Annotated in this window: 21 protein-coding genes; 12 read left to right on the top strand and 9 right to left on the bottom strand. The window is 61.4% G+C overall.

Annotated elements, in window-relative coordinates:
* Nucleotides 1-127: 127 nt before the first annotated feature.
* The 3 genes from ACIX9_RS17315 to ACIX9_RS17310 all read left to right on the top strand — a co-directional run bounded on the left by ACIX9_RS17315 (nucleotide 128) and on the right by ACIX9_RS17310 (nucleotide 4,810).
* Nucleotides 128-2,917: an ATP-dependent helicase gene (locus tag ACIX9_RS17315; RefSeq protein WP_013581790.1), complete on the top strand. Its 2,790-nt coding sequence runs from the start codon at nucleotides 128-130 to the stop codon at nucleotides 2,915-2,917.
* 60 nt (nucleotides 2,918-2,977) lie between these two features.
* The gene (locus ACIX9_RS26530; protein ID WP_013581789.1) at nucleotides 2,978-3,133 is read left to right on the top strand and encodes a hypothetical protein; all 156 of its coding nucleotides are present in this window, start codon (nucleotides 2,978-2,980) and stop codon (nucleotides 3,131-3,133) included.
* A 63-nt stretch (nucleotides 3,134-3,196) separates the two neighbouring features.
* Complete coding sequence (locus tag ACIX9_RS17310) at nucleotides 3,197-4,810, top strand: amino acid permease (RefSeq protein WP_013581788.1); 1,614 nt, start codon at nucleotides 3,197-3,199, stop codon at nucleotides 4,808-4,810.
* A 21-nt stretch (nucleotides 4,811-4,831) separates the two neighbouring features.
* Here ACIX9_RS17310 and ACIX9_RS17305 read toward each other — a convergent pair whose 3' ends face one another.
* Entirely contained in the window at nucleotides 4,832-5,623 is a 792-nt protein-coding gene (locus ACIX9_RS17305) for a hypothetical protein (protein ID WP_157477662.1), read from the bottom strand.
* A gap of 80 nt (nucleotides 5,624-5,703) precedes the next feature.
* Nucleotides 5,704-6,762, bottom strand: coding sequence for an SDR family oxidoreductase (locus ACIX9_RS17300; RefSeq protein WP_013581786.1), 1,059 nt, complete (start codon nucleotides 6,760-6,762; stop codon nucleotides 5,704-5,706).
* A gap of 82 nt (nucleotides 6,763-6,844) precedes the next feature.
* Here ACIX9_RS17300 and add point away from each other — a divergent pair, with 82 nt between their 5' ends.
* Nucleotides 6,845-7,903 (top strand): adenosine deaminase, encoded by a 1,059-nt coding sequence (gene add, locus ACIX9_RS17295; protein WP_013581785.1) that lies wholly within the window; start codon nucleotides 6,845-6,847, stop codon nucleotides 7,901-7,903.
* Here add and ACIX9_RS17290 read toward each other — a convergent pair whose 3' ends face one another.
* Entirely contained in the window at nucleotides 7,904-8,680 is a 777-nt protein-coding gene (locus ACIX9_RS17290; protein ID WP_013581784.1) for a septal ring lytic transglycosylase RlpA family protein, read from the bottom strand.
* Nucleotides 8,677-8,892 (bottom strand): hypothetical protein, encoded by a 216-nt coding sequence (locus ACIX9_RS17285; protein WP_013581783.1) that lies wholly within the window; start codon nucleotides 8,890-8,892, stop codon nucleotides 8,677-8,679. The genes ACIX9_RS17290 and ACIX9_RS17285 overlap by 4 nt, the downstream gene beginning before the upstream one ends.
* A gap of 331 nt (nucleotides 8,893-9,223) precedes the next feature.
* Between ACIX9_RS17285 and ACIX9_RS17280 the strand changes: the two genes are divergently transcribed.
* The 5 genes from ACIX9_RS17280 to ACIX9_RS17260 all read left to right on the top strand — a co-directional run bounded on the left by ACIX9_RS17280 (nucleotide 9,224) and on the right by ACIX9_RS17260 (nucleotide 16,630).
* Complete coding sequence (locus tag ACIX9_RS17280) at nucleotides 9,224-10,138, top strand: hypothetical protein (RefSeq protein WP_013581782.1); 915 nt, start codon at nucleotides 9,224-9,226, stop codon at nucleotides 10,136-10,138.
* A gap of 88 nt (nucleotides 10,139-10,226) precedes the next feature.
* Complete coding sequence (locus ACIX9_RS17275; protein WP_041597192.1) at nucleotides 10,227-11,132, top strand: hypothetical protein; 906 nt, start codon at nucleotides 10,227-10,229, stop codon at nucleotides 11,130-11,132.
* A 54-nt stretch (nucleotides 11,133-11,186) separates the two neighbouring features.
* Nucleotides 11,187-13,130 (top strand): CocE/NonD family hydrolase, encoded by a 1,944-nt coding sequence (locus ACIX9_RS17270; RefSeq protein ID WP_013581780.1) that lies wholly within the window; start codon nucleotides 11,187-11,189, stop codon nucleotides 13,128-13,130.
* 350 nt (nucleotides 13,131-13,480) lie between these two features.
* Nucleotides 13,481-15,616, top strand: coding sequence for a radical SAM protein (locus ACIX9_RS17265; RefSeq protein ID WP_013581779.1), 2,136 nt, complete (start codon nucleotides 13,481-13,483; stop codon nucleotides 15,614-15,616).
* A gap of 198 nt (nucleotides 15,617-15,814) precedes the next feature.
* Nucleotides 15,815-16,630 (top strand): tetratricopeptide repeat protein, encoded by an 816-nt coding sequence (locus tag ACIX9_RS17260; protein ID WP_013581778.1) that lies wholly within the window; start codon nucleotides 15,815-15,817, stop codon nucleotides 16,628-16,630.
* A 311-nt stretch (nucleotides 16,631-16,941) separates the two neighbouring features.
* On the opposite strand, the gene ACIX9_RS24045 is transcribed toward ACIX9_RS17260, so the two are convergent.
* Complete coding sequence (locus tag ACIX9_RS24045) at nucleotides 16,942-18,708, bottom strand: YXWGXW repeat-containing protein (RefSeq protein WP_049789373.1); 1,767 nt, start codon at nucleotides 18,706-18,708, stop codon at nucleotides 16,942-16,944.
* A 317-nt stretch (nucleotides 18,709-19,025) separates the two neighbouring features.
* Between ACIX9_RS24045 and acnA the strand changes: the two genes are divergently transcribed.
* Together acnA and ACIX9_RS17245 are read left to right on the top strand one after the other, a co-directional pair.
* Nucleotides 19,026-21,926, top strand: a complete 2,901-nt coding sequence (acnA, locus tag ACIX9_RS17250; RefSeq protein WP_013581776.1) for an aconitate hydratase — start codon at nucleotides 19,026-19,028, stop codon at nucleotides 21,924-21,926.
* 182 nt (nucleotides 21,927-22,108) lie between these two features.
* Nucleotides 22,109-23,074 carry an oxidoreductase gene (locus ACIX9_RS17245; protein WP_013581775.1) on the top strand — a complete coding sequence of 322 codons (966 nt, stop codon included), beginning with the start codon at nucleotides 22,109-22,111 and terminating at the stop codon, nucleotides 23,072-23,074.
* Here the strand turns inward: ACIX9_RS17245 and plsX are convergent.
* The 3 genes from plsX to ACIX9_RS17230 form a co-directional block, all read right to left on the bottom strand.
* Nucleotides 23,071-24,087: a phosphate acyltransferase PlsX gene (gene plsX, locus ACIX9_RS17240; RefSeq protein ID WP_013581774.1), complete on the bottom strand. Its 1,017-nt coding sequence runs from the start codon at nucleotides 24,085-24,087 to the stop codon at nucleotides 23,071-23,073. The two genes, ACIX9_RS17245 and plsX, sit on opposite strands and share 4 nt — an antisense overlap.
* 51 nt (nucleotides 24,088-24,138) lie before the next feature.
* Nucleotides 24,139-24,327, bottom strand: coding sequence for a 50S ribosomal protein L32 (gene rpmF / locus ACIX9_RS17235; RefSeq protein ID WP_013581773.1), 189 nt, complete (start codon nucleotides 24,325-24,327; stop codon nucleotides 24,139-24,141).
* A gap of 76 nt (nucleotides 24,328-24,403) precedes the next feature.
* A complete protein-coding gene (locus tag ACIX9_RS17230) occupies nucleotides 24,404-24,991 on the bottom strand; it encodes a YceD family protein (RefSeq protein WP_013581772.1) in 588 nt (195 codons plus the stop codon).
* A gap of 208 nt (nucleotides 24,992-25,199) precedes the next feature.
* Between ACIX9_RS17230 and ACIX9_RS26525 the strand changes: the two genes are divergently transcribed.
* Nucleotides 25,200-25,694, top strand: a complete 495-nt coding sequence (locus tag ACIX9_RS26525; protein WP_013581771.1) for a hypothetical protein — start codon at nucleotides 25,200-25,202, stop codon at nucleotides 25,692-25,694.
* A 101-nt stretch (nucleotides 25,695-25,795) separates the two neighbouring features.
* Here ACIX9_RS26525 and ACIX9_RS17220 read toward each other — a convergent pair whose 3' ends face one another.
* A complete protein-coding gene (locus tag ACIX9_RS17220; protein WP_041597190.1) occupies nucleotides 25,796-26,542 on the bottom strand; it encodes a TIGR03435 family protein in 747 nt (248 codons plus the stop codon).
* Between the last annotated feature and the right edge of the window lie 145 nt (nucleotides 26,543-26,687).

Raw genomic sequence — 26,687 nt, 5'->3', positions numbered from 1 at the left:
GGGCGTTCACACTGTCCGGGAGTGATCAGTAGTGGTGTCCGGAAGTGGTCAGCGTGGGCAGTGGAAGAGCCTGCGGAGCCTAGCACAGATGACGTTGGCTTAAAATGAAAGCTGGAGTTGTCGCCTCATGTCCCGCCTCTTAGAAAAGATGAATCCGCAACAGCAACAGGGCATCCAGACCGTCGATGGCCCGGTGCTTCTGCTGGCCGGCGCAGGGTCTGGAAAGACTCGCGTCATCACGCACCGCATCGCTTACCTGATTGAAGAGCGCGGCGTTTCGCCTGACGCGATCCTCGCGGTGACCTTCACCAACAAGGCCGCCAAGGAGATGGCCGAGCGTGTCGATAAGATCATCGGGCACAGCTCACTGGCAAAGCCCACACTGAGCACCTTCCACAGCTTCTGCGTGCGCGTGCTGCGGCGTGATATCGAGGCGCTGCAGGTCGGCGGCAAGGGACTGACGCGCACCTTCGCCATCTACGACGAAACCGATCAGCAGGCGGTGGTGAAGTCCGCGCTGAAGCGTCTGGGCATCGACGACAAGAGTCTCAAGCCGCGCGTGGCGCTGGGACGAATCTCCTGGGCAAAAAACCACATGATCGATCCGCAGGAGTACTTCCTGGCGTCCACCAATCCGCTGGAAGAGAAGATCGCGCATATCTTCGAGATCTATAAGAAAGAACTCAACAAGGCGAACGCACTGGACTTCGACGATCTGCTGCTCGAAACCGTGCGGCTGCTGAAGAGCTCCGGCGAAACGCGTGCGCGCTACAACCGTCGCTACCAGTACGTGATGATCGACGAGTATCAGGACACCAACAAGCCGCAGTATGAGCTCATGAAGCTGCTGGCCGGCGATCACAAGAATATCTGCGTCGTGGGCGATGAGGACCAGAGCATCTATAGCTGGCGCGGCGCGGACATCAAGAACATCCTGGACTTTGAGAAGGACTTCCCGGCCGTGCAGACGATCCGGCTGGAGCAAAACTACCGCTCAACTCAGATGATCCTTGAGGGCGCAAGCGCGGTGGTCGCGCAGAACACGCAGCGCAAGGGCAAGAACCTGTGGACGGCGAGAGAGGGTGGCTCGCTGATTGGGCTGTATGAGGCTCCGGACGGCGAGAATGAGGCGCTCTTCATCGCGGACCGCATAAAGAAGTATCTGCGCGAGGCAGGACAGACTGAAACCGAAGAGCCTGCCCGTTGCGCTGTCTTATATAGGACGAACTCGCAGAGCCGCCTGGTGGAAGAGGCGCTGCGGCGTTACCAGATTGCGTATCACATGGTCGGCGGCTTCAGCTTCTACGATCGTGCTGAGGTGAAGGACATCCTCAGCTACATGAAGCTGGTGCAGAATCCGCATGATTCCGTGGCGCTGGGCCGCAGCGTGAACTCACCGCCGCGCGGCATCGGCAAGACGACCATGGAGACGCTAGAGCGCATGGCCCTGACCACAGGGATGAGCACATGGGATGCGATCGCAAGGGCGATCGAAGAGAAGCTGCTGCCGGCTCGTGCGCTGCAGGCGCTGAGTGGGTTCAAGCGCCTGATCGAAGATGCCCGGGCGATGTTGGGGCCGGGCTTTGCGGAGAAGCTGGCGGAGGATGTCGAGGCGGAGACCGCCGACGACGAAGAGGATGTAAGCTTCGGCTTCTCCGTTGAGGCAGAGCCGGTGGAAACGGGTGCGGATGCTGCGGCGGATACGAGCTTCGACACCAGCTTCAACTTCGGCTTCGACTTCGGTCCAAGCGAGGAAATCTCTACACTGGCCGCTGAGAACTCCGTCGATTCAGACGCCGCGCACAATATCGGTTCCGTCAGCTTCAACCCGTTTGCGCCCGTTGTCCTGAAGGAGTCCGCAGCAAGTGCCTCCGCGGCAGCACGGCGTGCCGTCGCCAACGAAGAAAAAGAGCTTGCCGCGCAGGAGCCGGAGCGGCCGGCCTTCCGCAAGGCAGGCGATGCGGCGACGCTGCCAGAGCTGATCAAGTTCCTCAACGAGCGCTCCGGCTACATCCGCGCGCTTGAAGATGAGGCGACGCCGGAGTCCTTCTCCCGCATTGAGAACCTGAAGGAGCTCGCCAACGCAGCCCAGGACGCTCAAGAGCGCGGGGAGACCCTACACGAGTTCCTGGATCACGCCGCGCTGGTGTCGGATGCGGACAGCTATTCGGCTGAGGCCAAAGTCACGCTGATGACGCTGCACGCGGCCAAGGGACTGGAGTTTCCGCTGGTCTTCCTCGCAGGCATGGAGGAAGGTTTATTCCCACACTCGCGCACCTTCACCGACCCCACCGGCCTCGAGGAAGAACGCCGTCTCTGCTACGTAGGCATGACGCGCGCCATGGACACTCTGGTGATGACGCGCGCGCGGTACCGGCGGCGGTATGGATCGGACATGCCGGAGGCCTCGGTTGCGTCCCGCTTCCTGGAAGAGGTTCCCGGGCGTTTGGTTGAGGATCTCGGCAGTCCCGCAGCCCAACCCCAGTTCTCGTCTTCTTATTCGACACCCTATCCACAGCGCGGGCGCTTCGGTCAGAAACCCGGGTACGAGGAGGGTGATCGCCACTACTCCTACGAAGATGAGGATCAGTCTGGCGAGCGCAAGGCGGCAGCGGCTCCGGGGCGGCAGATGGCCGGGCAGCAGTCGCCTGCGAAGTCCCTGGACAATGTGGCGGCGTTCTTTGCCTCTCGCGGCGGAGCCCCCGGCGCGAAGTTTGCACGACCCAAGCTGGACATCCCCGCAGCGACCGGAAAGACCGGTTTGGGCAAGGGATCACGGGTTCGTCATCCGAAATACGGGGAAGGCATCGTCTTTCAGCGTGAAGGAGACGGAGATGACGCGAAGATTACAGTACAATTTCAACAGCACGGCGTGAAGAAGCTGGTGGAGAAGTTCGCCCAGCTGGAACGGCTGTAGTTACAACGGCCGCAACGCGACCGGCACCCCATTTATCTGGAAGAGAGATCAAGGCAAGTTATGGCAAACACAAAGGCAATTACCGATACCGAAGAGCGCAAGAAGATCAAGCGGGCCGCACGCAAGAAGGCTGCTCCCAAGGCCAAGCGCACCGGCGCTCGTGGTGAGAACAAGGCCAAGATCAAGAAGGCTGCACGCGGTCAGAGCAAGCGCTAGTTCGTTTTAGCTAAATTATTTAGGTTTTGAGACGCATCCGGGCAGAGTTCTCTCTGCCCGGTTTTGCCGCACCGTAGCTGCTTTCCGCACGTATTCCGTACAGGAGCAAGCCAGCTGGGCCGACAAATCTTCGCCACAAAATCGATCGACAAACTGATCTCCGAATCGGAACGGCCGGAGAATGCCCTTAAGAAGACTTTGGGGCCCGTCTCTCTGACCGCCCTGGGAATCGGTGCGGTCATCGGCTCAGGAATCTTCACCGTCATTGGCACCGCCATTGGTGGCAATCCCGCCGCGCTCAAGGACTGGAAGGGCTCGCCCATTCTGGACCTGGTCGTAGGCTGGCTGCACCATACCTCAGGCGCTGTTGCCGGTCGGCCTGGCGCGGGGCCTGCGCTGGCACTTTCGCTGGTGCTGGTGGCCGTCGTCTGCGGATTGACGGGGCTTTGCTACGCGGAACTTGCGAGCATGATCCCCATCGCAGGCTCAGCCTATACCTACACCTACGCCACTATGGGTGAGTTGATCGCCTGGATCATCGGCTGGGACCTGATCCTGGAGTACGCCTTCTCCAACATGAGCGTCTCGGTCGGCTTTGCGGCCCACCTTGTGGATCTGCTGGACTGGTTAGGCATCCATCTCGATCCCAAATGGCTCTCCCCGGCGTATCTACCGCTGGGCCTGCAGGATCTAGCCGGCAAGGACATCTTCACCACCGGCTGGCACTTCGGCTTCGACTTCCCCGCATTCTTCGTCGTGCTCCTGCTGACGGTGGTCCTGGTGCGCGGCATTCGCGAATCAGCCCAGACCAACAACATCATGGTGCTGGTGAAGATCGCGGCCATCCTGCTGTTCGTCTCGTTCGGCGCCAGCTTCATCCATCCCAGCAACTATCACCCCTTCTCGCCCAACGGCTTCACGGGCGTGCTGGCCGGCGGATCGATCATCTTCTTCACCTACATCGGCTTCGATTCCGTCTCGACCGCCTCCGAAGAGTGCAAAAACCCACGGCGCGACGTGCCCATCGGCATCATTGCGACGCTGATCGTCTGCACGATCCTCTACATCGGCGTAGCCGCAGTGCTGACCGGCATGGTGCCGTGGCAGACGGTCGCGGGCGATGGCGCACCCGTCGTGAACGCCCTTAAGCGAGTGTCCTTGCTGCCCGGCGGTCATCGCCTGCACTTCGTCCGCCTCTTCGTCCTGATCGGTGCCATCGTCGGCATGGTCTCGTCGATCCTGGTCTTCCAGCTTGGCCAGGCACGCGTCTGGTTCGCCATGAGCCGCGACCGCCTGCTGCCGGATATCTTCTCTACCCTGCATCCGAAGTTCCGGACGCCGGCCTTTGCGACCTGGGTCGCGGGGATACTGGTCGCGATCCCTTCGGGGCTCTTCGATGTCGGCACCTTTGCCGAGATGTCGAACATCGGGACGCTCTTCGCATTCGTACTGGTCTCGATCGGTGTGATCGTCCTGCGCTACAAGGACCCGGGCCGCCGGCGCGGCTTCCGGGTACCCTTCGGCCCCCTCATCCCGGTCTTGAGCACGCTCTTCTGCCTCCTCCTGATGGCAGGACTGCCAGCAATTACGTGGGTGCGGTTCTTCGTGTGGCTGGCCATCGGGCTGGTGGTCTACTTCTTTTACAGCCGCAAGCGGAGCGAATTCTACAAAGCCTAATCGGCATCCTTGGAAGTCAGGTTACCGTTTCGCCGTCGCCACCTTGCAACCACTCAGAGCAAACTTCACGTCCACATGCTCTCCCACCAGCAGCCGCACCCGCTGGGGGATCATAAAGCCGTCCACCCGGCCGATATCGATGGCATACCGTGCCCGCGTCGTGCCGTTCGGCTCTGTATCCTGAGTATCGTTGCCCGTCAGCACCATTCCCTCCGGCGCGCTGGTGAAGATGGGATGCTCGTCGATCTGGCTAGCCGTGCCATTCTGACTCTGAATCTCCGTCACCATGGAGTTCCTATCCAGGTGCAACACCATTGGCCCGGCAGGGCCTTTGACCGTGATGCGGTAGCCTTCGCCATCCTGCGCCACGCCGAGCAGTTGCTTTTCCTGGTGCGGAATCGGCCCGGCAAAGCCCTTCAGCGGCCAGGTCTGGAAGAAACCCTGAACTAGCTCTGAGATCCAGAGCGTCGCGCCTGCAACCACGTCCTCAGACTGCGACTGCGCGCCATCGGGGAACTGAAACTTCAACGTCGGCCCCCCGGACGTGACCTTCAGCGTAAAAACAGCCGTCTGCAGTAATGCCCGATCCGCGATATCCCCCGCCGGCAAAAAACCCTTGGAAAGCGTATCGAGATCGAAGTTCACGCCGCATGTAAACGACTTCACGCCCAGCCCCGTCAGGTTGTAGTAGCGCGAGCGCGCCGTCTCCAGCACCCGCTGCCGTGCCGTGCCCGTCAACTCCTGCGCCTGCATCTCCTTCGCCTGCATCGCCACGGCCCCACCCAGCGCGATCATCAGGAGACACCTTCGCATCCGCATACCGTCCGAGTTTATCGCGAACAGGCAGCCTGTGCCTTGTCTGGAAATGTCATATCCCTGTCATCTGCAACGACTTATCCAGGAATGATCTGATCCGCTTTCAGCCGGTCAAAGAGATCAAAGAACGAGGCCGGGGTGTCCTGATGTGAGACGAAGCCTACCCGGCGGCTCTTACTCATATCATTCACGCACTCGATCTTGCGCCCCAAATCGCCATCCGTGTGCCACCAAGAGGCCACGCGGGTCACGTCGCTCTCGGCCAGATCGTACTTCGACGCGATAGCCTTCCAGTCCTCCGGCGCTTCGCCCATCCGGCCTTCGAGCGGCGCAATCTCCGCCGGCGGCCCCTCGGGCTTCACGCCAAAGTAAGCTGCAAGCTGAGGCCACAGCCAGCGCCACCGGAAGACGTCCCCGTTGACGACATTGAACGCCTCGTCTCGTCCAGCGGATCGGGTCGATGCCCACTCCAGGTGCTCCGCGAGAAGCCGCGCATCCGTTACATCGGTCAGCGCATTCCACTGCTCATGCGAGCCCGGAAAGATGAAGCTCTCGCCGGACTCGCGGCACAGCGTCGCATAGACAGCCAGCGTCGACCCCATATTCATAGCATTGCCCACCGCATACCCCACAATCGTATGAGGACGATGCACGCTCCACCCAAAGCCCATGCGCTCCGCCGCCGCATAGAGGACATCTTCCTGGGTGTAGTAGAAGTTGAGCCCTGGCAGCCGCGGAGTGTCCTCGCGAAACGGAGTCTCCGCAGCAGTCTGCCCGTAGGACTCGAACGGCCCCAGATATTGCTTGGTGCCGGTGACCAGCGCGGCATGCTTGAGGTTCTTCGCCCCTTCCAGACCGTCGAAGACGTTCTCAACAATGCCGCCGTTGACCTTGACGTTCTCCGCCTCGGTCTCGTGCCTGATCCACGCACTCAGAAAGACGTGCGAGACATCCTGCCCGCGCAATACCTCACGTACAGCGGCAGCATCCCGCAAATCTGCCGATAGGCCCTGCACCCCATCCACCACCTGTTTGCCGCGTGAGAGGCCGAGCACATTCCAGCCGTTCCTAAGCAGTCGCTGCGCCAGATTCTGTCCTACGATGCCGGTTGAGCCGACGATGAGTGCGGTCTGCATGATCCTGAATATCTCCGTCGTCTATAGATGCGCGAATGCCATGAAAGCTCCACCCGCTCCATCAAACCGTTAGACTGGAGAGATGGCACGCCGTCCCAAGCAGAACCCGCAGGACCTCATCGACATCCCTACCTGGCTTCGCGGCCTCCCTAAGGCCGAGCTTCATCTACATCTGGAAGGCACGGTCACGCCGGAGACCCTGGTAGAGCTCTCCCGCCGTCATGATCTCGAGCCTCTCACGCTGGAGACCGCACGCGCCATCTACGTCTACAGCGACTTCCAGGCCTTCCTGATGGCCTTCAAGGCCGTCTCAGAGCGGCTCCAGACGCCGGAGGATTATGAGTTCATCACCTACGAGATGATCAAGGCCCTGGCCGCCCAGGGCGTCGTCCACGCGGAGGTCTATATCTCCTGGGGCATCCTGCTGCGCTTCAAGCCACAGCTTGCGATTCCCTCCATCATGGACGCGGTCGAACGTGCCCGCCTTCGCGCTGAAGCGGAGTTTGGCACGACCCTTTATTGGCTCATCGATGCAGTCCGACACTTCGGCCTGGAAGAAGCCGCAACCGTCTTCCGCCTGGCTGCCGAACTGCGCCTTATCTATCCCAGCATCATCGGCATCGGCATCGGCGGAGATGAAGCACGCGGCCCAGCCGAGCCCTTCCGCGACCTCTACGCGGAAGCCAAGGCAGCCGGCCTCAGGCTCACCGTTCACGCCGGTGAATCGACCGGCCCCGTCCACGGCCCCGCCTCCATCTGGTCTGCCATCAACATCGGTGCAGAGCGCATCGGCCACGGCCTCGCCGCACAGCATGATGCAGACCTGCTGAGCATCCTGGCGGAGCGACAGATCCCCATCGAGATCAACGTCACCTCCAACCTCCGCACCGGCTGCTGCGAATCGCTCGAAGCGCACCCTGTCCGCGAGTACTTTGAGGGCGGCCTCTTCCTCACCCTGAACTCAGACGACCCACCGATGTTCGGCTCAGACCTCTTGGGCGAGTACATCCTCGTGCAAGAGCAGTTCGCTTTCTCGCTGGATGAGATGCGCGAGTTCGCCGCCAACTCCATCGAAGCCAGCTTCCTGCCGCCCGAACGCAAACTGAAGCTGATGGCTGATGTCGAGCGTTATGCAGCCTAGCTAGTTGGTCCGCACCAGGTAAGGATTCGCGTCCGGAATATGGATCGACTCCAGGATGTTCGAGGCCGTCAGCTTATCCGCCTGCGCGGGGTTGATCCTCACCCAATACCCCGTAGGCCCCTGGAACTCGATCACCTTGGCCGTCTTGTAGCGCTGCAGCAGATCGTTCTTGAGCTGGATGGCATCGTCCGCAGTCAGGAACGCGCCAATCTGCACACACCAGCGACCGCCGGGGTCAGCGGTATTGTGCGCGTAGACCTCAACCTTCACCTTCGCGACACCCTTCTGATAAAGCCCGGTCGCCTTTGCCGCCGCCAGTGAAAGGTCAAGAATCCGGTTCGGTACAAACGGCCCGCGATCCGTAATCTTCACCACCACAGACTCACCCGTATCCAGGTTCGTCACCCGCACGGTCGAGCCCATGGGCAAGGTTCGATGCGCCGCCGTCATAGCGTTCTGGTCGAAGATGCTGCCATCCGCGGCCTGACGATTGTGATACGGAGGCCCATACCAGCTTGCCAGTCCAACTTCAGTAGAAATAGGTGGCCCACTCAGATCGTCCGGTTCGCCTGCTGGCGGCTTCCGCACGATGGGCGCAGCGCTCCCTGGCTGCGGAGCCGTGCGATGCGGCACTGCTTCAGACCGGGAAGGCAAAGGCGGAGGTGGTGGCGCGGAAGACGTATCGTAGGTCGTCTTCGCATGATGGCAGCCGCTCAGAAGCAGAATCCCGACCCCAAGCACCCCCTGCACGACCCGTCCTGAAGAGCGGCCCATCATGACTTGCGGTTCGCCTCATCCATCCGGTGCGCCAGCTTCTCCAACTCAACCGAAGCCACGCGCAGCGCATGAGAGCCATTCCGCCGCACATCCGGCACCACCTCGTCGTTGACGTACGTGATCAGCCGCTTCAGTTCGACTTCGACATCTCCGGCAGCAGCGCGCAAACGCTGTTCCAGAGTCGGAGAAGGCTGCCCATTTGTCTTTGTCATATCGGACCCTTTTTCGCGGAAACAACCCCTTTGTCGGGTCGTACCATTGCTCCCGTTGCATGCCGCCAGCTTCAGTATGCGCGTGAAAAGGCCCGTTTAGCGATGCTTATTGCACCCCTGGTGCCGTATTGGTCACGGTTCCAAAGGAGTTCCCCCTCAACGAGCCAAGGGAACACGGTACAACTTAGACAGGAAGCCGCGCGTCGGATGCTTATAGACACTCTGCCTTCTTCCCGAGTCCTCAAGCTGAGGAGCCCCGGTGTTTTGAAGGAGCAGGGCCAGGCAGCGCGCCGTAAGATACCCGGTTCGGTCGCCGAAAGAGGAAGAACGATTGCATAAAACCTATTCAACGCACGCCCGTACGGAAGAGTTGTCGCCCTCACGCTCCAATAAAATTCGCGGCATCTCTGCAGCAGTAGCCGTACTGGCCTGCGGCCTGCTTCCGGCCGTTAGCTTCGCCCAGGCAGAAGCACAACCCGCTTCGCTCCAACTCGTCTCAAGCTCCTCCGCTGCGGAAGGCACTCTCACCGCCACCGCCGAGCCCCTAGAGGTTGAGCCCGTAAAGTCCGACACCACAGCCCTACCCGATGCCCCCAGCTTCAGTTCCAGCAAGGCCCCCGCAGACGGTGAAGAGGGGACAGGTGGGTTCGGGGGGCAGCCACGCGCCGCCAAACCACATGAGGCGGGTCATCTGGATAAGATCATTCAGCCCGGGGAGATCGCTCCACGCCTGACCGTCGGCGACAAGATTTTGATCGGTCTCCGCGCGAACGCTACCTATACCTATATGGCGGGTTGGGTTGTCAGCGCAGCGTATGAGCAGGTTGTCAATGGAGCTCCCAACTACGGACAGACGGGCAAGGGCTTCGCCCAGCGCCTGGGCGCAGCCGCGGCTCGTTCCGCTTCGGACAACATATTCTCCGACTCAGTTCTCGCGCCGATCCTGCACGAAGATCCCCGCTACTACCGCCTGGGTCCCGGCCACAACTTCGTCGCGCGGTTCTTCTATGCCGGAACCCGCGAGTTGATCACCAGATCGGACAGCGGAGCCCGTACGATCAACTTCGCCGACATCGGCGGTAACTTGGGCGGTGCCGCACTGACCCAGTGGTACTACCCGCCGCTCAACCGAAACGTCAGCCAGGTCATGCAAACGTGGGGATCATCCCTTGGCGGCGATGCAGTAAGAAACGTCGCAAACGAGTTCTTTCCCCGCGGCATACTGCACTTCGGCCACTCAAACTAGAAGCGTCCTACCCACCGCGGGTTACTTTCATAATGAGGTTGGTTTCATGCGGTGGGTTTTACTGGCAGCTGTGATGAGTCCAATCGGGATGCTGGCCCAGATTTCCAACGGGCCGCTCCCCGGACCGGGCACGGCTGTAGTCGGCGCGTACCTCCCGGATTCGCCCGGCTCCATATTTTTTGAGCCTGCCGCATACGAGTCAGCCTCCAGCAGCACTCCCACATTCTTCGATCCCGCACAAGCAGGCCAGATCAGCGTCCAGACCAACGGACAGACGAGTGAGCGCAAGCCTCGTACTCCCACGCCCTGCGTCGCCAACCCCAATCCAGCCCTGACCCCTCCACCAGCCAACGCTAAGAAGAAGGATCTGGTGCCCTGCCCACAGGGACTCAACCCGTATGAGCGCTTCCTCAACAGCACCCAGCCCATTCCTCTGAGCCCGCGCCAGAAGGGCTATCTCGCCATTCACGACGTGATCGACCCCTTCAACCTCCTGACCATCGGCGCGAACGCCGCCTTCACCGTCGGCATCGATTCGCACTCCGCCTACGGCCCTGGCCTGAAGGGCTTCGGCAGGAATATCGGCTACAGCCTCTCGCAGGACGTCAACGGCGAGTTCATCGGTACCTTTCTCATCTGCTCCCTTGCTCATGAAGACCCGCACTACCACCGTCTGCCGCAGGCCACCCCCATGCGCCGCCTTTATCACGCAGTCAGCCGCACCTTCGTCGCCCAGAAGGACGACGGCCGCCCCATGCTCAACATTGAAACGCTACTGACCTATCCCATCTCCGCCGAACTCGCTAACCTGTACGTCCCCGGCGTGCATGGAGACGGTGTCTCCACCGTTGAGCGCATCGCCACCGGTCTCGCCACGGACCCCGTCAACAACATCATCACGGAGTTCCTCCCGGACTTCGCACGCCACGTCCACATCCGCGTTGTCTTTGCGCAGCAGATTCTGAACCAGATCGCCAGCGGACAGCAGTTATAACGTCTATCTCAAGGGTTTTTCTCGGAACGGCTCCCTCACTTGTAGACTGAATCGATGCGTCCCCAGAGAGTCCTACTCCCCCTCGCACTCGCCTGCACCTCTGCGCTGGTGCCCTTCGCCGCTCCAGCCCAGGCACCCAGCCAGGCCCCGCCCGCCCAGCCGGCCGCGCCGTACGACGTCAAGGCCAACTACACCAAGACCGAATACCACGTGAAGATGCGAGACGGTGTGACGCTCTTCACCTCCGTCTACGCCCCCAAAGACACGTCAAAGACCTACCCCTTCCTGGTCTCGCGCACCTGTTACTCCGTCGCGCCTTATGGTCCCGACAAGTACCGCCCGTCTCTCGGCCCATCCCGCGCCTTCGCGGAATCCGGCTACATCTTCGTCTACCAGGACGTGCGCGGACGCTACGGCTCAGAGGGTGAGTGGCTGGAGATGACGCCGCATATCGATCACCCCACCGGCACCCAGCATGACGAGTCCACGGACATGTACGACACCGTAGAGTGGCTCCTCAAAACTATCCCCCACAACAACGGCAAGGTCGGCATCTACGGCATCTCCTACCCCGGCTTCTACACCTCCGCCTCCATCATCGACGGCCACCCCGCCATCAAGGCCGCCAGCCCCCAGGCCCCCGTCACCGACCTCCACGATAACGACGACGCCTACCACAATGGCGCCTTCATGCTGGAGGCCAACGACTTCTACCGCAGCTTCCGTCCCCAGAAGAATCCCATCCCGGAGCCGCCGCGCCCGGACAACACACCCTTCGACTACGCCGACGCCTACACCGCTTACCTCAAGCAGTGGGAGCCGCTCTCCAAGGCCCGCGCCTTCGTCGCCAACCCTTACTTCGACGACCAGTCCAACCATCCCAACTACGACAGCTACTGGGACGTCCGTGACATCAGCCGCCACCTTCACAACATCCATGCCGCAGTCCTGACCGTTGGCGGCTGGTTTGACGCCGAAGACCTCAGCGGCCCGCACAAGACCTTCCAGAGCATCGCCAAACAGAGCCCCGACGCCTCCAACAAGCTCGTCATCGGCCCCTGGGTCCACGGCGGCTGGTCCGTTCTGGACGGAGAACGCATCGGCGACGTCCACTTCGGCAGCAAAACCGGCGACTACTTCCGCGACAAACTCCAGTTCCCGTTCTTTGAGCACTACCTCAAGGACGCACCCGATCCCAACCTCGCCGTCGCCACCGTCTTCGAAACCGGCTCCAACACCTGGAAGACCTACACAGCATGGCCCCCTGCCGGATCGAAGCCGCGCATGATGTACTTCGGCCCCCACGGAACCCTCTCGCTCACACCATCTCCCGCAGCATCCGGCTCCGGGGCTTATGACGAGTACGTCTCCGACCCTACCCACCCCGTCCCCGAGCTCTCCTACACCGCCGAGCCCGGCCCCAGCCGCGACTACATGGTCGCCGACCAGCGCTTTGCAGCCACCCGCCCCGACGTCCTCGTCTACCAGACCGAGCCGCTGACCGAGGACATTACCTTCGCCGGCCCCCTCCGCGCCAGGCTGCACGTCTCGACCAGCGGCACCGACTCCGACTTCGTCGTCAAGCTGATCGACGTCTACCCCCAGCAGGAGCCCACCCCGCCCCAGCGCAGAGGCCGCGGCGGCGAACGCCCGGTAGACGTCCTCCTGCCGCCGGTCCTCACCCCCGGATACGAGCAGCTGGTCCGCGGCGAGCCCATGCGCGGCAAGTTCCGCAAATCGCTCGCCAAGCCGGAGCCTTTCACCCCCAACAAACCGGAGTCGGTCGACTTCTCGCTCGTGCAGGTCAACCACACCTTCCTCAAGGGTCACCGCATCATGGTGCAGGTGCAGAGCTCCTGGTTCCCCCTGGTCGACCTCAACCCCCAGACCTTCGTGGACATCTCGAACGCCAAACCGGAGGACTTCAAGCCCGCCACGGAGCGCGTCTTCCACTCCGCCGACCTGCCCAGCGGGATTGAGTTTCAGGCCCTCCAATAATCGCCCCCGTATCTTTGCAGAGAAGGCGCATCCAGAAGGTAAACGGGTGCGCCCTATGCGTTCTGAGCGTCCTCCTTCTCTTTTAGGGTCTACAACATTTGCCCCATTCACCACCTCAGAATCCCCATTCAATGCACCAACATCCCATTCGCCGTTCCATTCTTCATTTTGCGCGACACAAGGCATAGCCTTGTTCTTGGCTGAGCCTGCCGGATGTTGCAGTAAACATGGGCCATTCAGGTTAGGCCGGCATCAGAAGACATACCTCGCCGAACGTCTGCGGGGCACTAAGCTTGATAGAAAGCATTACGCCCGTCCCCGTGGCGGCGAATCTCAGGAGATAAACACCGATGGCAAAGGCAAAGCCGGCAAAGCTAGTTGAGAACGCAATGGTTGGAGTGGCGAAGGTTGCATGGGGCGTGTTCAGCCGTCTCAACAACATCAGCCCCAATGACAGTTTCACCCCCAGGTGGAGCGACAAGCCGCTTCTCAAGAGCTACCAGAAGGAGAAGCCGCCCCTCGGCTGGCCCCGTACCACCGACTCCCTCTGCCCCGGTTGCGTGCCCGCCATCCGTCAGCAGATCGTCGACGGCAAGCTGCCGCACGAGATCCTGCTCAACGAGAAGGTCGGCGAGATCAAGGCTCAGATCATCGAGCGCGACGGCCAGATCCTGATGGTCAAGGACTGCCCCATCCACGGTCACTATGAAGACGTCATGTCCATCGACCCGGCCTTCTTCAAGCACCTGGAAGAGGTCTTCCCGGGCCGCGACATCCGCGCCCACAACGATGAGAAGCTCCACAACCACGGCACATCCACCGTCACCCACGGCCGCGGCTCGGTTCTCACCATCGACCTCACCAACCGCTGCAACATGATGTGCGATCCCTGCTTCATGGACGCCAACCAGGTCGGCTTCGTCCACGAACTCACGTGGGACGAGATCAAGACCATGCTCGACAACGCCGTGACCATCAAGCCTCGGCGCCAGATGTCCGTGCAGTTCTCGGGCGGTGAGCCCACCCTCAGCCCTTACTTCCTCGACGCCGTAGCCTACGCCCGCAAGGTCGGTTACACCTCCGTCCAGGCCGCGACCAACGGAATCGAGTTTGCCAAGTCCAAGGAGTTCTCGAAGGCTGCCGCTGAAGCCGGTCTGCGCTACGCCTACCTCCAGTTCGACGGTATCGGCAACGCTGCCAACTCCCACCGCAAGGTCGGCAACTCGTTCGACGTCAAGCTCCAGGCCATCCACAATCTGCATGAGGCCGGCGTCGATATCGTGCCCGTCACCTGCATCATCAACGGCATTAACAACGAGCAGGTCGGTCGCATCATCGAGTTCGCACTCGATAACCCGAAGAAGATCAACTTCCTCTCCTTCCAGCCGGTGTCCTTCACAGGCCGCGACGAAGCCATCTCCGACGAGCGCCGCATGGCGCAGCGCTACACGCTGTCTCACTTGGCACACGATGTGAAGAACCAGACCGGCCTCGGCGAGCCCACACGCGACTGGTTCCCCATCTCTTTCATGTCCACCTTCTCTGACTGGGCCGACCTGGTTCACGGACCGGATCGCGACTGGGGCCAGCTCTCCTGTGGCTGCCATCCCAACTGCGGTATCTCCATGGCGCTCATGATCGATAAGGAGACCAAGGAAGCCGTGCCGGTCACTGCGTTCATCAACGCAGACCGTCTCGCCAAGGACATCGCCCGCGTCAACGATGCGGCGCGCGGCAAGACCCTCACCATCATCGGTGCGACCCTTGCCCTGCTCCGCAACTACAAGCCGGAAGCCGCTCCCACTCACTTCAAGATCAAGGATCTGCTTGAGAAGTTCGATAAGAGCTTCGGCGCAACCGGCCGCAGCTACGGCAAGGTCACCGCGGACCGCACGATGGAAGACATTGCAAAGCGCCGTGGCGATCGCTGGAACTTCCTCTTCATCGCCGGCATGTGGTTCCAGGATCTCTTCAACTACGACTTCCGCCGCACGGAACAGTGCATCATTCCGTACGCCACCCAGGAAGGCGAGATCAGCTTCTGCGCCTACAACACCGGTGTGGGCTGGAGAAACATCATCGAGAAGATGCACATGACCTCCACCCTCACCAAGTGGTACGAGGAGCATGGCCGTCATGAGATCTTCGCCGGCGGCAAGAAGGTCGGTCTGGAGAAGGAGAGCAGCTACGATCTCGTCCTCAACGACGCGCACGTCAACTCCGCCGCCAACGATACCTTCGACAAGTCGGGAATCGCCAAGAACGCACGCGAGGAGAAGATTCGCGCCCGTGACGCCAAGCTGAAGCAGGATGCCGAGAACTCCAAGATGGCAGCCCTCTACCGCAAGGAAGTCCTGGGCGAGAAGGCTCCCGAGGGTGGCTTCGTGCCGCTCGGCGCCATCGGCGGTTTGGGTGGCATCACCCCGGCTCCCAAGTCGAACGTGGAAGTCGTCTCCTCAATCGAAGAGACGGTCTCCGGGGACTAACTCTGGTAACTTTTCGCTCTATTTCTTACTGAATTCAACTCGGAAGGCCGCCAGCAATGGCGGCCTTCTCCTTCTTCGTAGTACGCTCTAGTCAGATTCCCAATTCAGACGTTACAATCAAGCGGTCAAGGGGAAACCTGAAGCCCTGTAAGAACGTCCCAGTGTAAGACCCGCCTCTTCCAAGGAGAACAACGCCTGATGAAACTGATTGCACGAGTTCCGGTAACCGCCGGCCTCTTGGCCCTATCGTTGATGTCCGCCACCGGGTGCAACCGGCTCCGTGCCGCGGACCAGCTGAACAAGGGCGTTGCCGCTTTCAAAAACGCAAAGTATGAAGACGCGACCAACTACTTCCAGAACGCGGTCAACATTGACCCGAACTACGATATGGCCAAGCTTTACCTTGCGACGACCTACAGCTCGCAGGTCGTTCCGAACCTCAACACCCCAGAGAACTTGAAGCTCGCGAACAACGCTTTGGCCGGTTTCAAGGAAGTCATTGCCAAGGACCCCAGCGATGTCACCGCGCTGAGCCAGATCGCCTACATCGATCGCATCACCGGCCACATCAAGGAAGCCAAGGAAGATGAGCGTAAGGTCATCGCCGTCCAGCCCAACAACGCCGAGGCCAACTACACCATCGGCCAGGTGGATTGGAAGGAAGCCTTCGATAACGCCACCATCGCCGTCAAGACGCAGGGCCTGCCCGGCGACGACGGTGAAGGCAACACCAAGCTCTCCAAGCCCAACTGTGCGGCTCTGGCAGCCAAGAACGGCCCACTCGTCACCGAGGGTCTCGAGTATCTGAACAAGGCCGTCGGCATCAACCCCAACTACGAAGAGGCCTACACCTACCTCAGCCTCATGTCCCGCCGCAAGGCTGACCTGGAGTGCGGGAATGACGCAGCCCGCAAGGCTGACCTGCAGGCCGCAGACATGTACGCCCAGAAGTCCATGGGAGCCCGCAAGGAAAATGAGCGCATCAAGGAAGAGAAGTCGCACGGCGTCTCCTAGTCCTTCACACGATTGCACCTGCAGTATCGATTTAGAAAGATGCCCTCGCTCCTGCGAGGGCATCTTTTTGCTTTGAAGTAACCGCATCCATCAGGAAAGCGCGGCTTCGCCTGAGCGGGAAGATTGACCGTGACCTACCGGATGCAAGGTCAGCGACAAGCGCGTGGATCAGCATACGCCAGCCGCCTGACCCATCAAGAGAGAAGGCGCCCCTTGCGGGAGCGCCCTCATCTTTCTTTGCTCGAACGTCACAGAAGATCTAACGCCTCGCTTCTTCGATCCCTCTTGCAAGAAGGGCAGAAGCGTTAGGGCTAGTGGTGATGTTCGCCCTCGCCGTGAGGTTCCCCGCCGCCGCCTTGCGGATGGGGTGCCGCCTGAGGGTGCGGCTGCTCAACATGCTGCTGCGGGGGTTGCGGACGGGGCTGCTCAACGTGCTGCTGAGGCTGCTGCACGCGCGGCTGCTCGACGTGCTGTTGCTGGACATGCTGCTGTTCGATCTGCTGGCGCCCCTGCACCTGCTGTTGCTGCTGGATCGCACGCTGGTTCTGTACCTGCTGTTGTTGGACGCGCTGCTGGTTCTGCTGCTGCTCGCGAGCCTGATTCTGGACATTCCGCTGTTGCTCAACTTGCTGGTTGCGCTGCTGCTCCATCTGCTGATTTTGCACATTGCGCTGCTGCTCGACCTGCTGGTTTTGCTGGTTGCGCTGCTCCGTCACTTGCTGCTGATTTCTCAACTGGTTGTGCTGCTGATTCTGGATCTCCTCGTTGTGCTGCTGAAGCTGCTGGTTGCGAACCTGCTCGTTCTGGATGCCGTGCTGCTGGTTCTGAAGTTGCTGGTTGCGCAGTTGCTCGGCCTGCTGGTTGGGGACGACGCCACGCTGCTGTCCCTGCTCAAAGCCGCGCTGCTGCTGACCTGGCTGAGCTTGCTGGCCCTGGACGAAGCCTCTCTGCTGCTGCTGGCCCGCCTCAAACCCGCGCTGCTGCTGCTGACCCTGCTGCAAGCCACGTTGCTGCGCTCCCTGCTGTCCGAAGCCGGTGCGGAGCGCCTGCGCAGGCGCATGGTCCGCGACGAGGCGCTGCTGGGCCACGGCCTCGGCCGGCCGGCCGTGGTTTTCCGCGAAGAACTGCTGGCGATTTCCCTCGGCCGCACGGCGATTGGCGATCTGGGACTGCATGGCAGGGAAGCGCTGCTCGCGATAGGCCGCGATCTCGTTGGCCTGGGGACGCGCGTTCCAGCCGCCCGGCCCGTTGAAGCTGACGCGGACGTTGGTGTTGTAGCGCGGCACGTCATGGATATAAACGTTGCGGACGATGTTCACGTTCACGCGATTGACCTCGCGGTTGTAGTAAAAATCGCGCCCACGCCAGTAGCCGCCGTAGTAGCCGACGCCGGTATATCCAAAGCCGTACGGAATGCCGCCGTAGAAGCCGATGTAACGGCCCCAGAAGCCATGATGGAAGCCATAGCGGCGGTTGTAGTAGCCCCAGTAGGGCGGCGTCCACAGAGCGCCGCTGTAAGGTGGCGCGACCCATGCGCCAGGGACCCAGTAATAGCCCGTGTTGGCGTACGCCCAATAGCCGGGGGTCCATTGGTCGCCCGGATCGGTGAGCACGGGCTGGTCATAAACGGGAAGCGGCGGGGGCGCCTGATCGGCGTACACAGCCTGGGAGTCGAGTGCATCCTGCCCGGCGTTGACCTGGTCGTCGTACTGGGCGTTGTAGGCATAGTTCTGGTCGTCGACGGTGCCGGCCGGCGGAGCCTGATTGTAGTTGTAGGCCTCGTTCTGCTGGGCGGACTGGCCGTAGGTCTGGTTGTAAGCCTCACCGCTCGCGGTTCCGGTCGGCCCTTCGACACGCTGGCCAAGCACCCGCGCAGGCTGTCCCTGCGGAGCCGTGTTGCTGACGGAAGAGGTTCCGGCAAACTGCTGCGGCGCGTTGGGATCGATCGGCGCAAGGTTTCCTGCGGCGGGATCGCCTCCGTTGGCGACGGTTGCCGGGTTCTGTTTGCAGCCGCTCATCCCCGCGGCCAGGCTTAACAGGAGAATTCCATGTGCTGCAAATGCGAGCTTCGTTTTCATGTGATTTCTCGTCTGATCTTTCATCGGTGCACCTGTCATAAGTCTTACCAACGATTACTTGTAACCCTGAATTGTTCAGATGCACTCTATGGCGCGGCACAGAAGAAAAAACGTTCTCCAGGGAGCATCCGGCGGGCGTAAAATGAGGGCGATGGCAACCTGCCTGTCGACCTGCCTACTTTCGACGAAGCGCTTTCACCACGGTCGCCCTGACCGCGGACGCTGCTAGCGGACCTTTCCGCCCCTTATTTCCTGATCGTCCGTTCTATCCCTGATCCGCCGCCTTTTGTGGCCTGCATTCCCTACGGAGAAATTCCATGAGCCTCGTGACCCCCCATCCCAACTCCTTCGGTTCCAAAACCACCCTGACCAGCGGCAGCCAGAAGGTGACCTACTTCGCGCTCGACGCGCTGAAGGGCTTCGACCTGGCGAAGCTGCCGTTTTCCCTGAGGATTCTGCTTGAAAACCTGCTGCGGCATGAGGATGGCCGCACCGTCACCGCCGACGACATCCGCTTCCTGGCGAGTTGGAACCCCAAGGCCGAGCCCTCGCGCGAGATTGCATACATGCCGGCGCGGGTGCTGATGCAGGACTTCACCGGCGTCCCTGCGATCGTGGATCTGGCAGCCATGCGTGACGCAATGCGAGCCTTGGGCGGTGACCCCGAAAAGATCAACCCGCTGCAGCCGGCGGAGCTGGTGATCGACCACTCCGTGCAGGTGGACGAGTTCGGCACGACCAACGCCTATGACATGAACGCGGCGCTGGAGTTTCAGCGCAATCGCGAGCGCTACGCGTTCCTAAAGTGGGGGCAGTCTGCGTTCAACAACTTCTCCGCCGTACCGCCGGGCATGGGGATCTGCCACCAGGTCAATCTCGAGTACCTCGCGCGGGTGGTGTTCACGACGCAAGCGGACGCGGCGGGTGAGATTCTGGCGTATCCGGATACGCTCGTCGGAACCGACTCGCATACGACCATGGTGAACGGGCTGGGCGTGCTGGGCTGGGGCGTCGGCGGCATTGAGGCGGAGGCCGCAATGCTGGGGCAGCCGGTCTCCATGCTGGTCCCGCAGGTGGTCGGCTTCAAGCTGACGGGCAAGCTGAAGGAAGGCACCACCGCGACCGACCTGGTCCTGACGGTGACGGAGGCGCTGCGGAAGCTGGGCGTTGTCGGCAAGTTTGTAGAGTTCTACGGCCCAGGCATCAGTGAACTGCCTCTGGCGGATCGCGCGACCATCGCAAATATGGCACCCGAATACGGTGCGACCTGCGGAATCTTCCCGGTCGACCACGAGACGCTGGCTTATCTGCGGCTGACGGGGCGCACGGATGACCAGATCAAGCTGGTCGAGGAGTACATGCGGGCGCAGGGTCTATTTCATACGCCGGATGCTCCGGAGGCTGAGTACTCGGCAACGATGTCGCTGGATCTTTCGACGGTGGAGCCGTCCGTGGCTGGGCCGAAGCGTCCTCAGGATCGCGTGCTGCTCTCCAATGCACCCGCAAGCTTCGCCCAGCAGCTTCCAAATCTGCTTGGACCTGTCGGAAACAAGGGTGCGGTGAGGCAGATGGTGCGCTGGGAGGGTGAGGGCGGACACATGTCGGAATCGGGCGATGTGACGAGCTCAGTGGGAGCGCCCTCGCCCGGCACGGATACCCATCTGCCGATCGCAGACGGGTTGGTTCCTGTCTCCACACTGACGGCCGGGCCTCATGCGGTGCATATCGACGCACCGGTCACCAGCGTGAAGGGCCGGTACGGCGTTGACGTGGACCAGTATCTGGATCACGGCAGCATCGTGATTGCTGCGATTACAAGCTGCACGAACACCTCTAACCCCTACGTGATGATGGCGGCCGGCCTGCTGGCCAAGAAGGCAGTCGAGAAGGGCCTGCGTACGCCGCCGTGGGTGAAGACCTCGCTTGCGCCGGGCAGCCGCGTGGTGACGGACTACTACGTGAAGGCCGGGCTGATGCAGTATCTGGACGCGCTGCGCTTCCAGGTAGTGGGGTATGGCTGCACGACGTGCATTGGCAACTCCGGCCCGCTGCCGACCGATGTGAGCAAGTCGATCGAAGAGCATGGACTGGTGGCTGTCTCCGTGCTTTCTGGAAATCGGAACTTTGAGGGCCGCATCTCGCCTGAGGTTCGGGCAAACTACCTGATGAGCCCGCCGCTGGTGGTCGCATATGCGCTCGCCGGGACGATCCATCACGACTTTGAGAAGGAGCCGATCGGCTACGATCCAGCGCGGCAGCCCGTCTTCCTGAAGGACATCTGGCCGACCCAGCAGGAGGTCATCGACACGGTGAACTCGTCGATCAACTCCGAGATGTTCCGCAAGCAGTACTCGACCGTGAGCGACGGAGACCAGAACTGGCAGAACCTGAGCTTCCCTTCAGGCGATACCTATGGCTGGGAGCCGGATTCCACCTACATCCGCAAGGCTCCGTACTTTGACGGGATGCCGGCGACCCCGGTCGATGTCGAAGATATCCGCGCGGCACGCTGTCTTGCCGTGCTGGGGGACTCGGTCACGACAGATCACATCTCTCCGGCTGGCTCGATCAAGAAGAACGGTCCGGCGGGCAAGTACCTCATGGAGCACGGCGTGGAAGCGGCGGACTTCAACAGCTACGGCAGCCGCAGAGGCAACCATGAGGTGATGGTGCGCGGGACGTTTGCGAACGTTCGGCTGCGTAACAAGATGGCTCCGGGCACCGAAGGCGGCGTGACTCGTCTGCTGCCGGAGATGACGGAGATGTCGATCTATGACGCCTCGGTCGAGTATGCGCGGCGCGGGACTCCGCTGGCGATCCTGGCCGGCAAGGAGTACGGCTCGGGCTCTTCACGCGACTGGGCGGCGAAGGGGCCGCGGCTGCTGGGCATCCGCTTCGTCATCGCGGAGAGCTACGAGCGCATTCACCGTTCGAACTTGGTGGGGATGGGGATTCTGCCGCTGCAGTTCGAGCATGGCGAATCGGCTGAGTCGCTCGGTCTGACGGGCGAAGAGATCTTCGAAATCACCGGCCTGAAGGAGATGCTGGACTCAAAGTTTGCGGCGGGCAAGAACATCACCGTGAAGGCCGAGAACCAGACCGGCACGACCATGGAGTTCCCCGTGACCGTACGCATCGATACGCCGCAGGAGATCCTCTACTACCAGCACGGAGGCATCCTGCAGTACGTGCTGCGGCAGTTGGCGGGTAAGGCGTAGACCTTTAGGCTATGAACTAAAGGGTGGAGTTCGCGCTACAGGCCGCAGGCCTGGCAGAGCGGCTCCGCCCTCACCTTTTCCTGCCCCTCCGTTCAGATCTCGTGTGATGCGCGCAGCTACGCGTTGTTGGTCCCACGAAGTATTGATTTAATCGCGGGTCGAGCTCTAGCATCCTATGAACTATGACGACACGCTGGAAGCTTTCGGATATGCCCACGCAGGCAGGGAAACGGTTCTTCATCACGGGGGCCAATAGCGGTATCGGCTACTACGCTGCGCTGGAGCTTGCGAAGCGAGGTGGGATCGTCGTGATGGCGTGCCGCGACCAGGCACGCGGGCAGGCCGCATTGGAGCGCCTGAAACGGGAGGCGACCGGGCCGGAATCAGCCGCGTCCGAGGCGGAGCTTGTAGTGCTGGATCTGGCCTCCCTGGCCTCAGTGCGGGCCGCTGCGACCGCCGAATGCACCCGAAATCTACCCTTGCACTGCCTGATCAACAACGCTGGCGTCATGGCGCCGAAGCAGCGGCTGGAGACCAGGGATGGCTATGAACTTCAGTTCGGCACCAATGTGCTCGGGCATTTTGCATTGACCTGCCTGCTGATGCCGTTGCTGGAGCGCGGGCGTGCCTCGCGGCCTGAGGATGCCTCCCGCGTGGTGACGCTGGCGTCGATCGCCCACAAGAGCGGCAAGATCAACTTCGACGATCTCGAGTCGGAACGGAGCTACTCGCCGATGGGCGCGTACCAGCAGTCCAAACTCGCGGACCTGATGTTCTCCTTTGAGCTGGAGCGGTGCCTGCGCGAGAAGAATCTTGGGGTCGTCAGCCTGGCCGCGCACCCCGGCGTGGCGAATACGAACCTATTCCACGCAGGCGAGGTCTCCGCCGCCGAGAAGCTGGGACGCAAGTTCATGGGAACGCTCTTCGACCTGTTCCTGAACTCAGAGCAGGGCGGCGCACTTCCCACCCTCTATGCGGCAACGGCGGATTCAGCCGAGCCGGGCGCCTACTACGGGCCGCAGGGCTTCATGGAGATGCGCGGCGGCGATGTGGGGCCGGCGAAGATCGCTCCACAGGCCCTGGATCAGAAGGCGCAGAAGCGGCTTTGGGAGATCTGCGTGGAAGAGACCGATACGAAGCTGGCTTAGAGCTTGACGAGCGCCGCTTCGATGCCGGAGTTGACCTCGGCCTGGGCGAACTCGGCGGCGACCCGGATACCGTTCATGACGGCCTTGTCGTTCGACGAGCCGTGTCCAACGATGCAGACGCCGCGTACACCTAACATCGGCGCTCCCCCATACTCTGAGTAATCCAGCCGCTTCTTGAAGGCGTTGAAGGCCGTCCTCGAAAGCAGAGCCCCCACCTGTGAGGTCACGGTAGACTTCAGCGACTCGCGCAGCGTAAAGCTCACCAGCTTGGCGACGCCTTCAGACGTTTTGAGCGCCACATTACCCACGAAACCATCGCAGACGATGACGTCGGCAGTGCCGTTGAAGAGGTCGCGGCCTTCCACGTTGCCGATGAAGTTGATGCCCTTGATGGTGCGGAGGATGGGCAGCGTATCCCGGGTAAGGGAATTGCCTTTGGAGTCCTCTTCGCCGATCGACAGCAGCCCCACGCGCGGGTTCGAGACCTTAAGCACATTGCGCGCGTACATGGAGCCCATGACGGCAAATTGCACAAGGTTTTCCGGGTCCGAATCCACATTGGCACCGACGTCCAGCAGAAGCGCTGGCTGGCCATACATGCTGGGCATAATGGTGGCCAGGGCAGGTCGGTCTACGCCGCTGAGGCCGCCGAGCACCATCTTGGCCGTGGCCATGGCTGCGCCGGTATTGCCTGCGGTGAAGAAGCCGTCGGCCTTGCCTTCGCGGACCAGCTTTAGTCCGACGCGCATGCTGGAGTCACGCTTGGACCGGACGGCCGAGGCCGCCTTGTCGTCCATGGTGATCCATTCGGAGGCGTGGACGATGCGGATGGGCAATCTTGCGCCGAAGCGCCGTCCGCCCAACGCGGTTTCGAGCGCGGGCGCGAGGATATCTTCAGGGCCCGTGAGGGCCACATGGACATCCAGCGTACGGCACGCAAGAATGGCCCCGCGAATCTCCGATTCCGGGGCCTTATCCGAACCCATTGCGTCGACGACGATCTCAACCGGCATCAGTCTGGTCTGGCTCAGCTTTCCTGTTCTGTTGCGTTTGCTGCGCGCCGCTTAGCTGGCGGTTTCGGCCTTGGCAAGAACGGCACGGCCCTTGTACTCGCCGCACTTGGGGCAGGCACGGTGAGAGAGCTTACGCTCTCCGCAGTTGGGGCAGGCGCCGCTGTTGACGGGCGTAAGGAAGTCGTGGCTGCGGCGCTTGGCGGTGCGCTGTTTGGAATGGCGCCGTTTCGGATTAGGCATTGCTGGTATCCCTTCAAAGTGCCCGTGAGCCGAGGCTCGAAGCGGGCGAAACTCGTGTCATTCGATCTGCTACTACTTACTGCTTCAGGCTGCCGGCCAGTCCTTGCAACGCATTCCACCGCGGATCGACCGCGGTTTCAGCGCATTTGCAGGGGTTGGTATTCAGGTTTTGCCCACAATTCGCGCAAAGACCCTTGCAGTCCTGCGTACAGAGCGTCCGTCCGGGCAGGGTAAGCAGCACCTGCTCCCGCACGACGTCCTCTAGCAGAAGACCGTTCTTTCCATAATACCCTATTTCCGTCTCGTCTTCCGTAATTGCTCGCTCGCCGGATTCGGCGTCGGCCTCTTCGGGGCGGAAGAGCAGGTCGAAGCTGCCCTTGAGGGGCACGTCGACGGGATCCAGGCAGCGGGCGCATAGCACTTCAAAGCGGCCGTCATAGCTGGCGCGGACACGGATATCTTCTACTTCTTCACTTGGGCCACGGTGCTCGACGATGAGGTCCGCCTTGCCCTCAACGGGCAGCGGGCCGATCTGCGAGGTGTCCGCCGCATACTCGATCGTGCCGGGCGCGATGGTCTGGGTGAAGACGAGCGGTTCTTTCTGGAGGTCGAACGGGGTGATCAGCACATCTTCCAGCGTAGGACTGCCGGGGCCTGAGGTCAAATGCGATGGGTAACCCCCACCGGGGTATTTCTCGCAACTTCGTCGTGGTTCCGGTGAATTTGGTGCGCATTCGGATGTTCGCGCAACTTTTAGGGGATAGATGAGTTCTTATTACCAAGGCACTTGTACCGGGCAGCCAAAAGATTGGCGGATCGGCGAACGGCCCAGAATCTGGCCAGATGGCTGATTCGCCCTGTTAGGAGGGGCTATGAAAATTCTTCGTTATCTCGCACTTCTCAGCATCTTCGTTATTCCCTTCGGCGTGGCTCACGCGCAGATCGGGATCGGCATCGGCATTGGCGGATACTACAACGCGCCTTCCTGCAGCTACGGCTACTACGGCTATGCGCCTTACTCCTGTGCGCCCTATGGCTACTATGGCCCCAGCTACTTCAATGACGGCATCTTCATCGGTGCTGGTCCTTGGTTCCGTGGTGGATATGGCTATCGTGGCGGATACGGCTACGGCGGCTACGGATATCGCGGTGGCTACGGCTACCGTGGTGGCTACGGCGGATATGGCCGCGGCGGCTATGGCGGCGGATACCGTGGTGGCTACGGCGGCGGCGCACGTGGATTTGCCGGCGGCGGAGGCCGTGGTGGCTTCGGCGGCGGTGGCGCGGCACGCGGTGGATTTGGCGGCGGTGGCGGGCGTGGCGGGGGTGGTGGATTCCACGGCGGCGGCGGCGGTGGACACCGGTAATCGGTAGTCTGAAAACAACAGAAGGGCCGGCGGAGTTTGCCGGCCCTTTTTATTGCTGAATTCGCTAACAAGAACAGCAACCTATGGGCTACTTTCGGGCATTAGTTTTCAGTTGGCTGCCTCTCCACATGGTCCACCACAACCACCTCCACCGGGACCCTTTGCGCCTGCAGTTTGAGCCCTAACTGTTCCTCGATCGCCTTAAAGATTGAGGGCAGCGTGGAATCCTCCGAGCCCTCCGGCGCATAGCTCAGGTTGATATGAAACTCGCCCGTCAATCCCGTCTTATCGATCACAGGCTGATGGAGAGGAATCCGCAAGGCAGCCGCAAAGCTTAGCATCGACGCGCTCTGCAACCGAATCTCGTTGCTGAGAATGTAGTTTCCGCTCCCTTCGGTTGCCCCCGTGCTCGCTTCGAGCTTCGCTCCGCCCTTGGCCACCAGCAGTCCATAGCCCGGCACATCCTTCGTCTCGTGGTGCCACGTCAGCTTCAACCGCTCAGTTAACATCTGTTGCAGCAGCGGCATCATCTGCTGGCGCGTCAGCGATACGCCACCTTGGGTCGTCGCATTCAGGTCATACATTTGGGAATCAAGCCACTCAGGACCCCGCACCTGGTCCCGTTCCACTCCAAACGCAAGCTGGATCAGGATCGTCAGGCTGATGCCCGCCTCATGCACGCGAGAGCCCTCAGGCGGCGTAAGGTTGGACATCGTCCCGGGCGGGGACTGCCGCAGAGAAACCACCTCGAACCCCACCGCGGGTGCCACCTGCCCGAGCCCGTACCTCGATCCCAAAACAACAAAAGCCGCAGCGAGAGCTACCCTACGAGTCCGACCGTCCATCATCCCTCTCCCCTTACTGTTCCGACTGGAAAACCTGAAACAAATCCATCTCCTCTGAGCATCTGAACGACCAGTCAATCCAGACAAGAGAAAGGGTATGGCCCCGAACCATCCGTTACCCCAATAAACTGGGAACTGACACCTGAGC

It is taken from the genome of Granulicella tundricola MP5ACTX9, from assembly GCF_000178975.2.
Lineage (GTDB): Bacteria > Acidobacteriota > Terriglobia > Terriglobales > Acidobacteriaceae > Edaphobacter > Edaphobacter tundricola.
This window is presented reverse-complemented; position numbering and strand designations above follow the sequence as displayed.

Coding starts and splice junctions, on each gene's coding strand:
- ACIX9_RS17315 (WP_013581790.1), top strand. CDS start 128: ATGTCCCGCCTCTTAGAAAAGATGAATCCGCAACAGCAACAGGGCATC.
- ACIX9_RS26530 (WP_013581789.1), top strand. CDS start 2,978: ATGGCAAACACAAAGGCAATTACCGATACCGAAGAGCGCAAGAAGATC.
- ACIX9_RS17305 (WP_157477662.1), bottom strand. CDS start 5,623: ATGCGAAGGTGTCTCCTGATGATCGCGCTGGGTGGGGCCGTGGCGATG.
- ACIX9_RS17300 (WP_013581786.1), bottom strand. CDS start 6,762: ATGCAGACCGCACTCATCGTCGGCTCAACCGGCATCGTAGGACAGAAT.
- add (WP_013581785.1), top strand. CDS start 6,845: ATGGCACGCCGTCCCAAGCAGAACCCGCAGGACCTCATCGACATCCCT.
- ACIX9_RS17290 (WP_013581784.1), bottom strand. CDS start 8,680: ATGATGGGCCGCTCTTCAGGACGGGTCGTGCAGGGGGTGCTTGGGGTC.
- ACIX9_RS17285 (WP_013581783.1), bottom strand. CDS start 8,892: ATGACAAAGACAAATGGGCAGCCTTCTCCGACTCTGGAACAGCGTTTG.
- ACIX9_RS17275 (WP_041597192.1), top strand. CDS start 10,227: ATGCTGGCCCAGATTTCCAACGGGCCGCTCCCCGGACCGGGCACGGCT.
- ACIX9_RS17270 (WP_013581780.1), top strand. CDS start 11,187: ATGCGTCCCCAGAGAGTCCTACTCCCCCTCGCACTCGCCTGCACCTCT.
- ACIX9_RS17265 (WP_013581779.1), top strand. CDS start 13,481: ATGGCAAAGGCAAAGCCGGCAAAGCTAGTTGAGAACGCAATGGTTGGA.
- ACIX9_RS17260 (WP_013581778.1), top strand. CDS start 15,815: ATGAAACTGATTGCACGAGTTCCGGTAACCGCCGGCCTCTTGGCCCTA.
- ACIX9_RS24045 (WP_049789373.1), bottom strand. CDS start 18,708: ATGAAAACGAAGCTCGCATTTGCAGCACATGGAATTCTCCTGTTAAGC.
- acnA (WP_013581776.1), top strand. CDS start 19,026: ATGAGCCTCGTGACCCCCCATCCCAACTCCTTCGGTTCCAAAACCACC.
- ACIX9_RS17245 (WP_013581775.1), top strand. CDS start 22,109: ATGACGACACGCTGGAAGCTTTCGGATATGCCCACGCAGGCAGGGAAA.
- plsX (WP_013581774.1), bottom strand. CDS start 24,087: ATGCCGGTTGAGATCGTCGTCGACGCAATGGGTTCGGATAAGGCCCCG.
- rpmF (WP_013581773.1), bottom strand. CDS start 24,327: ATGCCTAATCCGAAACGGCGCCATTCCAAACAGCGCACCGCCAAGCGC.
- ACIX9_RS26525 (WP_013581771.1), top strand. CDS start 25,200: ATGAAAATTCTTCGTTATCTCGCACTTCTCAGCATCTTCGTTATTCCC.
- ACIX9_RS17220 (WP_041597190.1), bottom strand. CDS start 26,542: ATGATGGACGGTCGGACTCGTAGGGTAGCTCTCGCTGCGGCTTTTGTT.